The 6,974-nt window shown below is 64.2% G+C and carries 8 protein-coding genes and 1 pseudogene; 2 read left to right on the top strand and 7 right to left on the bottom strand.

Translation table 11 applies throughout. The features are described 5' to 3' along the window. Nucleotides 1-10: 10 nt before the first annotated feature. The 3 genes from hypB to AB0L63_RS31825 all read right to left on the bottom strand — a co-directional run bounded on the left by hypB (nucleotide 11) and on the right by AB0L63_RS31825 (nucleotide 1,823). Entirely contained in the window at nucleotides 11-790 is a 780-nt protein-coding gene (gene hypB, locus AB0L63_RS31815) for a hydrogenase nickel incorporation protein HypB (RefSeq protein ID WP_364508572.1), read from the bottom strand. Next, on the bottom strand, nucleotides 748-1,122 hold the full coding sequence (locus tag AB0L63_RS31820; protein ID WP_364508596.1) for a hydrogenase maturation nickel metallochaperone HypA: 375 nt from the start codon (nucleotides 1,120-1,122) through the stop codon (nucleotides 748-750). Before AB0L63_RS31820 ends, hypB begins: the two co-directional genes overlap by 43 nt. 164 nt (nucleotides 1,123-1,286) lie before the next feature. Next, nucleotides 1,287-1,823 (bottom strand): hypothetical protein, encoded by a 537-nt coding sequence (locus AB0L63_RS31825; protein WP_364508574.1) that lies wholly within the window; start codon nucleotides 1,821-1,823, stop codon nucleotides 1,287-1,289. A 383-nt stretch (nucleotides 1,824-2,206) separates the two neighbouring features. On the opposite strand from AB0L63_RS31825, the gene AB0L63_RS31830 reads away from it, so the two are divergent. After that, the gene (locus AB0L63_RS31830) at nucleotides 2,207-2,896 is read left to right on the top strand and encodes a TetR/AcrR family transcriptional regulator (protein ID WP_364508577.1); all 690 of its coding nucleotides are present in this window, start codon (nucleotides 2,207-2,209) and stop codon (nucleotides 2,894-2,896) included. Between the two features lie 56 nt (nucleotides 2,897-2,952). Here the strand turns inward: AB0L63_RS31830 and AB0L63_RS31835 are convergent, their stop codons facing one another. The 4 genes from AB0L63_RS31835 to AB0L63_RS31850 form a co-directional block, all read right to left on the bottom strand. Further along, nucleotides 2,953-3,951 carry a hypothetical protein gene (locus tag AB0L63_RS31835; protein ID WP_364508580.1) on the bottom strand — a complete coding sequence of 333 codons (999 nt, stop codon included), beginning with the start codon at nucleotides 3,949-3,951 and terminating at the stop codon, nucleotides 2,953-2,955. Between the two features lie 279 nt (nucleotides 3,952-4,230). Then, entirely contained in the window at nucleotides 4,231-5,235 is a 1,005-nt protein-coding gene (locus tag AB0L63_RS31840; RefSeq protein ID WP_364508582.1) for a hypothetical protein, read from the bottom strand. A 115-nt stretch (nucleotides 5,236-5,350) separates the two neighbouring features. Then, a complete protein-coding gene (locus tag AB0L63_RS31845) occupies nucleotides 5,351-6,205 on the bottom strand; it encodes a universal stress protein (protein WP_364508585.1) in 855 nt (284 codons plus the stop codon). 23 nt (nucleotides 6,206-6,228) lie between these two features. Next, a complete protein-coding gene (locus tag AB0L63_RS31850; RefSeq protein WP_364508588.1) occupies nucleotides 6,229-6,576 on the bottom strand; it encodes a hypothetical protein in 348 nt (115 codons plus the stop codon). Nucleotides 6,577-6,810: 234 nt separating this feature from the next. On the opposite strand from AB0L63_RS31850, the pseudogene AB0L63_RS31855 reads away from it, so the two are divergent. Further along, nucleotides 6,811-6,974 (top strand): annotated as a pseudogene (locus tag AB0L63_RS31855) (pyridoxamine 5'-phosphate oxidase family protein); the annotation flags it as partial.

Genomic DNA, 6,974 nt, shown 5'->3' on the forward strand with positions numbered 1-6,974 from the left:
TCAACGGCTTTCAAGACATCGATATGCCGGCAGTTAGCCGGGAGGTGAGCCAGTCGTACCAGTGCGCCAGTCCATCGCCGCTGGTCGCCGATACCGGAAGGATCGTTACGTCGGGATTCACCGACCGCGCGTAGTCCACGCAACGCCCCAGATCGAAGTCCACATAGGGCAGCAGATCGGTTTTGTTGATCAGCACCAGCTCCGCCGCGGCAAACATGTGCGGGTATTTCAACGGCTTATCGGTCCCCTCGGTGACCGAGACGATCACGACCTTGCCCGCCTCGCCGAGATCGAATAATGCCGGACAAACCAGATTGCCCACATTCTCCACGAACAGCAGGCTGCCCGGCACCGTTTCCAGCGCGTCGAGAGCGCGCCGGATCATGTCCGCGTCGAGATGGCAGCCCGCACCGGTATTCACCTGTACAACTTTGCATCCGGTTGCCTCGATGCGCCGCGCGTCCAGCATGGTGGCCTGATCGCCCTCGATGACGGCCACCGGAACCGATTCGAGCTCGCGGATGGTTCGCTCGATCAGGGTCGTTTTCCCGGCACCGGGCGAACTGGTCATATTCAGTGCCAGGATCCCGCGTTGGCGCAATCGCACACGGTTCGCCGCGGCGAGCTCGTCGTTCTTGGCGAGCACCTTCTGTTCAAGGGTCAGCGTGGTCACAGCGTGTTCGTGGGGGTGTTCGTGCTCGGGACCATGCTCATGTGGGTGATCGTGGTCCTGGTAGCCGACGGTGATCACAGCGACCCCGTCGCCCTCGCATCCGCAGGTTGCGCACATCGCTCACTCACCTCCATCGATACGATTCGAAGTTCCCGCCCCGCAGTAACCTCGACATCGGCGCTGCCGCAACGGCACAGCACGATGAGGTCGGGCAGGAGGAATTCCGCCCCGCAGTTCCGGCAACGCGCCGCCCCATCGACAATGCGCAGGTCCAGCCGCGCTCCCTGGACGGTCGTTCCCTCGGTGGCAAGTTCAAAACAGAACTGCATGGACTCGGGCACCACGGCGCACAGCGCGCCGACCTCGACCGTCACGGTATGCACCGCGCGCCCGCGCGCGTGCTCACTGACGGCGTCGACAAGGTACTGGGTTATCGCCATTTCATGCATCCCGACCTCGCCTTTCGACAAGCCCTGGGATGGATCCTACCCGCGGGCGAACTCACCTCGGCAAGGATTTGCCACCTCGCACCCGTCGATCACAACGAGTAATCGCAATTTCGCCCCGCACAACGCTGATGTAACGAAGTCTCCGGCTGGCCGAGGTGTGGCTACTACGGCTGGCCCTGATCGGCCAGATCGGCGTCGGTTTCCGGTTCTCCGGACGCGCTGTCATCTTGTCGGCTGTGTCGGATGCCTCGCCATCCCAGTGGGAATTGGACACGGCCTACCCGGATATCGTCGATGAGGTGCTCGTAGCCGTCACGGACCTCGCCGAGATGGACCCACGCCGAGTGTCGAAGCTCCTCGCAGTCGGCATGCAGCACCGTCCACCAGGCCTCGGCATAGGTCTTTGCGACATGACTGATCACCTCACCGAAGGTGTGGGTGTGGCGGCGGGCGCACCGGCTGTGGCGGACGTAGGACGCAGCCCAATAGTTGATCTTGTCGACGACCTTCGCGATATCCGCATGCAGGGCTGCCTCGGTGACATCGGATGGGTGCCGCCGAGGATTCAAAACCGCCGAAATCAGCGTTGCGTGCAGATCGCCCAGTTCTCTCGCCCACGTGATCAGCGGGAACGGCGCCGCGAGATGCCCGGCGATCGCGGCCAATAGTTGATCCGGCGACAGCAGGGAGGCCGCATCCATTCCCTGTACCTTGCGCGCCGCTACACCAGCATCCATGGAGGGGGCACATGTCCTGGTGTTCACGGCTCGCAAGACCGCCATCTACGGCCGGTGCTGACGTAGTGGTCGCCGCCTCGGGCGATGCGTATCGAGATGGTGCCGCTGTCAGAGAGGCTGGTCATCCGTAGTGCTGGAGGCTCATTGTTCGATGACGGCCTCGGCTGAATAAGCGTGCAATTCATGGCGGTTGGTCGACTATTTCGAGATGAACGGTTGATACAGCGAGCGCGCCGCGGCGACTCGGCGCATAATGCTAATACTGACTGCACACTCAGTCAACAACGGGTTGTGGCAGTCAGTCGATGCTAGAGTGTCCGGAAATTTGGGCGAGGAGGGGCGGGATCGTGAGTGGGCGTGCGACGGGACCAGGCAAGTCGGGCGCGATCCTGGATACCTTCACGCGCCATGTCGCCGAGAAGGGCTACGACGGAACCAGCTTCAGTGATGTCGCGAGTGAGTTGGGCATCTCTCAGGGCTTGATCGTGCACCATTACGGCACGAAGGCGCGGTTGTTGGAAGCCCTGCACATCTCCTACATGCGCCGCCGGATCGATGAGGCAGAGCGCATCGTGTCGGAGTTCGCAACGCCGACCGAGCAGCTCGCCGGGCTGTTGCATGCGGCCGTGCTCTACCAGGTGCACGATCGAAATCGGACCGTCGCATTCCAGCGCGAGGTCGCACGGCTGGCGCAGGAGGATGAGAATTCCGAGGGGCGCAAGCTGCGAAGGGATTACATAGGAATCCTGCACGGCGTGCTCGATGCGGGCATTGCGTCCGGTGAGTTCCGGCCTGTCGATATCAGCATCCGGAGCCTGCTCATCTTCGGTGCCGCACAATGGGCGTGGACGTGGTTCGAGCCGGAAGGGCGTAGTTCGGCCGAGCAAGTCGGTGCTGAACTGGTAGATCTCACTCTTGGATCCCTGTTGCTGGATCGGACATCGTTGCCGCGCCTCAGCGATCCCGACGGCCGACTTATTGCAGCGGTAATCAAGATCATCACTGCCGCCCCGGGCGCGCCGAAATCGGAGCGATGACCGCGCTCCAGGAGATTCATCGATCTGTCGGTGCTGCCAGTAGTCCGTGATCTGCCTCAGGGACGAAGCGAGCGCACCTCGAGTACCTCCTCGAGTGGTCGTCGTGGTGTCGGGGCCGGTTCGCTGTCCTCGGGCGTGATGCCGATGCGGATCACGACCTGGGGTACGTCCGGGTTGGGAATCAGGTCGGCGATTGCCGAACGGCTGGCGACAAGTTCGGTGATATGAGTGAGTGCGCAGGTGGCCAGGCCACGGGCGGTGCATTCGAGCAGCACCTCCGACAGTGCCTCGCCGGTCCGCAGCCACTGCACCGGCGTCTCACCGAGGGTGCTGAGCACTATCAGTCGGGACTGGTCCTCGAGCTGCCCGCGACGCAGCGAATACGGCGCGGGCGGAAAGTCGCGGCCGACATCGACCCTCGCCGCCTCGGCATCCGATGCCAATGCCGCCGCGGGGACACCCTCTTTGACATCTGAATGTCCACTCCACCAATGCAATTCGGTCTGATACGGCATATCATAGCGACGCAACGCGGTGGCATGGTCAGTGGCAGCGGCGACCCGGGGTCGATCGCTTTCGGCGACCTCGTCGACGGCCACATGATGTGGTCTCGCCAGTTCGCGAATGGCGTCGAATGCATCGATCCAGCCGGGCGGAGCCAGCATCGGTAACCGGTCGGTGCGGCGTTGGCGAATGGCGCGGATCCGGGCGGCCGTCGTGTTCAGCGCGCCGGGCCACGGTCGGAATTCGAGCGTGGCCAAATGCTCCGGCAGATTCGGATCGGGTGTCCGGATGACGTCGGCGAACCAGCCCATCGACAGGAAGGCCAGGCGGGCATGGTCGAGCATGGCACCGCAGCTGATCGTCAATTGCCTGCCGAGGGGATCGGCGGAACGCAACAGTCGGTCGATATCGCTGAACAGATGCAATCGTTCGCCATCGAACACCCAGCGCCACGGCTGGGTATTGTGCACCGAGGGGGCACGACAGGCGAGCATCAGCGCCATTCGTACAGTACGCAGCTCGGGAGTGCCAGCACGATCGCTTGCGTTCATTCCTCGAGTCTCGCCCTGGTCCCCCTACCTCACCACGGCCACTGCGCACCCATTCGAGGGCCAATTGTCACCGCATCCCCGTCGCCGAGCGCACCGCCGACGCCGAGATCCGCCACATGATTTCTATGGACGATGTGCGGCGCTGGATCCGGTGCCGAATGAGGCAATCGAGGCCGACGCATTTCCCCCACGGTATGGAGAAGGTGAAAATATTGCGCTTCGAGGGACGACGCGACCATGCATTGGCCCCCGAATGTGCCTGATCGACCGGCAATCTGCCTATTGGTGCTTCATCGTCAGGATATCGGTGAGTGGACGGCGGGGGGTTGGTGGGAAGTCGGGTTCGTCGTCGGGGATGGTGCCGATGCGGATGACTACCTGAGGGATCCCAGGATGGGGAAGCATGTTCGCGATGACCTTTCGGGCCGAGGATATTTCGGTGATGTGGGTCATCGGGCAATTCGCCAGCCCAGCGGTCGTGCATTCGAGCAGCACAGCGGAGAGTGCTTCACCGGTGTGCAGCCACGCCGTGACGGATTCGTGGGGAGAGCTCAGCACCAGCAGGCGGGCGTGGTCCTCGAGGGTACCGCGGCGAGCCGAATGCGGTGTAGATGGGAAGGTGCGGCCGACGCCGACGCGGGCGAATTCGGCATCGGAGACCAGGGATTCGCGGGGCACACCTTCCGAGTCGCCGGAATGTCCCGCCCACCAATGCAATTCGGCCTGGTACTCCATGTCGTACCGGCGGACCGCGGTGTCGTGTTCGGAGGCCACGGTGAGCTTCGCGCGCGCACTGTCGTCGAGGAGATCCAGTTCGAGGTCGTGTGGTGTCACCAGCATGCGCCCGGTGTGCAGGAGTTGCGGTAAGCCGGCGGGGGCGAGCAGGGGCAGTCGGTCGGTGCGCCGCTGATCGATGGCGCGGGCTCGGGCGAGCACGCCGATCGGCGGTTCGGGCCACGGCCGGAATTCGATAACCGCCAGGTAGTCGGTGCGGCCTGTGTCGGGCATGCGGGTGGTGTCGGTGTGCCAGCCTTTGGCGGCGAACACGGTACGCACATGATGCAACATCGCGCCACAGCTGATCACGAGTTGCCGACCCTGCGGGTCCGCCGAGGTCAGGAGGCGGTCGTTGTCGCGGTACAGGTGCAGCCGGAGACCGTCGAATACCCAGCGCCACGGTTGGGAGTTGTGCAGTGATGGCGCTCGGCTGGCCATGCGCATGGCCGCCAGCACCGTCGGATGGTCCGGCACGGAACGTACGGGGGAGGGGCTGGTATCGGTCATATTTCCGAGTCTCGCCGCGCGTTGTGCTGGTCGATATGGGCCTTGCGCCTGTTCTCGAGGGTCCATGGTCACCCGCGGGCGTTCGGTCACGATGTCGCGCTCGCGACCCTAGTCCTCAGGTGCGGCATACCAGGATCGGGCAAGTGGTGTGGTGCAGCAGGTCACGGCTCGTCGATCCGAACAGCAGCGCCTTCGCGGTCGGGTAGCCATGGCTGCCGACGACGAGCAGTTGCACATCCCGCGCCAGCTCGTTCAACACCGAACGGGCCAGGCCGGGGACCGGCATTTCGATCACCTCGACATCCGGATACTCCGTGCGCCAGCCTGCCAGTGACTCGGCCAACACAGTGCGTTCCTCCTCGCCGCGGTCGCGATGGTAGCCCACCGGTTCGATGCGCGACGGCCAGCAGTGCACTGCGGTCAGCGGCACTTCGAGTGCCGCGGCGATTTCGAAGGCGCGGGCGATGGCCGGGACACTGAGCTCGGTTCCGTCGATGCCGACGGCCACCGGCTTACCGCGCGGAATGGGCCTGCCGTTCGCGCCGCGCCACACTCCGACCGGGCAATGCGCTTGCTGGGCGACACGCATGGTGGTCGGCCCGACCCGCCGCTGTCCAAAGGCAGTCCGTGCGCCGACCACAACGATGCGGGCGTGTGTGCTCAACACCACCAGCGCTTTGGCCGGCGGCCCCTCAGGGCGTACCGCGCTGACGGTCAACTCTGGATCGCAGGTGTGCACGAGTGTGCGGACGCGGTTGAGGGCTGCGCAGGCGGCATCCGACGAGTGCGGCGAATGGATACGCGCGGCCAACTGCCGTGCGGGCGTAACTCCATGCGGCAGCGCGAAGGTGAGTAGCAGCGACGTACGCAGGGCGGAGGCCAGATAGGCCGCCCAGCGTGCCGCGTTCATAGCCGTCGGTGTTTCGTCCACGCCGACAACGATCATGTTGTGGTCGGCTCTGATACTCATCGTTGCGCACCCCTTGCCGCGGGTTATGCCATCACGACTAACGCCGCGCGGTCCACTTTCGCCGCCGTGCGGTCGACACGGTAGGGGAATTGGTGCTCGGTAACGAGGTCCTCGGTCAACCGGTCCAGGCGTCTCGGCGCGGGCCGCGCTATGCGCCCCTTCGTTGGTAGATACCGGAAGATATTGTGCGCATACGGCTTCCACGAATTCACCGACGGTGGTATCGGGCAGGCGGCGGACAGGTCGGCTTGGGTGACGATGTCGACCGGATGTCGCTCACCATCGCAGATCGGCAAAGCGCCGACATCGAGCATCCGCTGCGCCGCGGTCGCCATGGTGTCGCGGACCGTAATGCTCGTGCTCGCGCCCATCATCGATATGCCGAAGTGGATTCGCGAGGGCTGAAAGTCGCCCCGGCGGGGAATCGACGGTGGTAGCAGCGGCTACCCGTCGCGTTGATGTGACAAGGCCGGAGTCCTCGATTCATGGGACCTTCGCCCCTGTTCGGCGCTGCTGCGGCATGGTGAGACTGCTTAGGTTGCCTGCTGAAAGGAGTTTGTGTGGTGAGTACATCCGAGCTGTGTTCGACCGGGGGGTGTGCGAGCGTGAGCGAGCTCTCTGCGACCGGCTACCCCCAGCGCGCGGTTGTCGAGCTCGATCGGACGTCGGCGTTAAACCTGCTCGCGTCCATCCCGATCGGTCGAGTGGTGTTCAGCCGCAACGCATTACCAGCAATCCGCCCGGTCAACCATCTCGTCGAAACAGACGG

The sequence above is a fragment of the Nocardia sp. NPDC051990 genome, assembly GCF_040680755.1.
Classification (GTDB): Bacteria; Actinomycetota; Actinomycetes; order Mycobacteriales; family Mycobacteriaceae; genus Nocardia.

What these genes read in the sequence shown, in the direction of transcription:
- hypB (WP_364508572.1), bottom strand. Translation starts at nt 790, where the DNA reads ATGTGCGCAACCTGCGGATGCGAGGGCGACGGGGTCGCTGTGATCACC.
- AB0L63_RS31820 (WP_364508596.1), bottom strand. Translation starts at nt 1,122, where the DNA reads ATGCATGAAATGGCGATAACCCAGTACCTTGTCGACGCCGTCAGTGAG.
- AB0L63_RS31825 (WP_364508574.1), bottom strand. Translation starts at nt 1,823, where the DNA reads ATGGATGCGGCCTCCCTGCTGTCGCCGGATCAACTATTGGCCGCGATC.
- AB0L63_RS31835 (WP_364508580.1), bottom strand. Translation starts at nt 3,951, where the DNA reads ATGAACGCAAGCGATCGTGCTGGCACTCCCGAGCTGCGTACTGTACGA.
- AB0L63_RS31840 (WP_364508582.1), bottom strand. Translation starts at nt 5,235, where the DNA reads ATGACCGATACCAGCCCCTCCCCCGTACGTTCCGTGCCGGACCATCCG.
- AB0L63_RS31845 (WP_364508585.1), bottom strand. Translation starts at nt 6,205, where the DNA reads ATGAGTATCAGAGCCGACCACAACATGATCGTTGTCGGCGTGGACGAA.
- AB0L63_RS31850 (WP_364508588.1), bottom strand. Translation starts at nt 6,576, where the DNA reads ATGGGCGCGAGCACGAGCATTACGGTCCGCGACACCATGGCGACCGCG.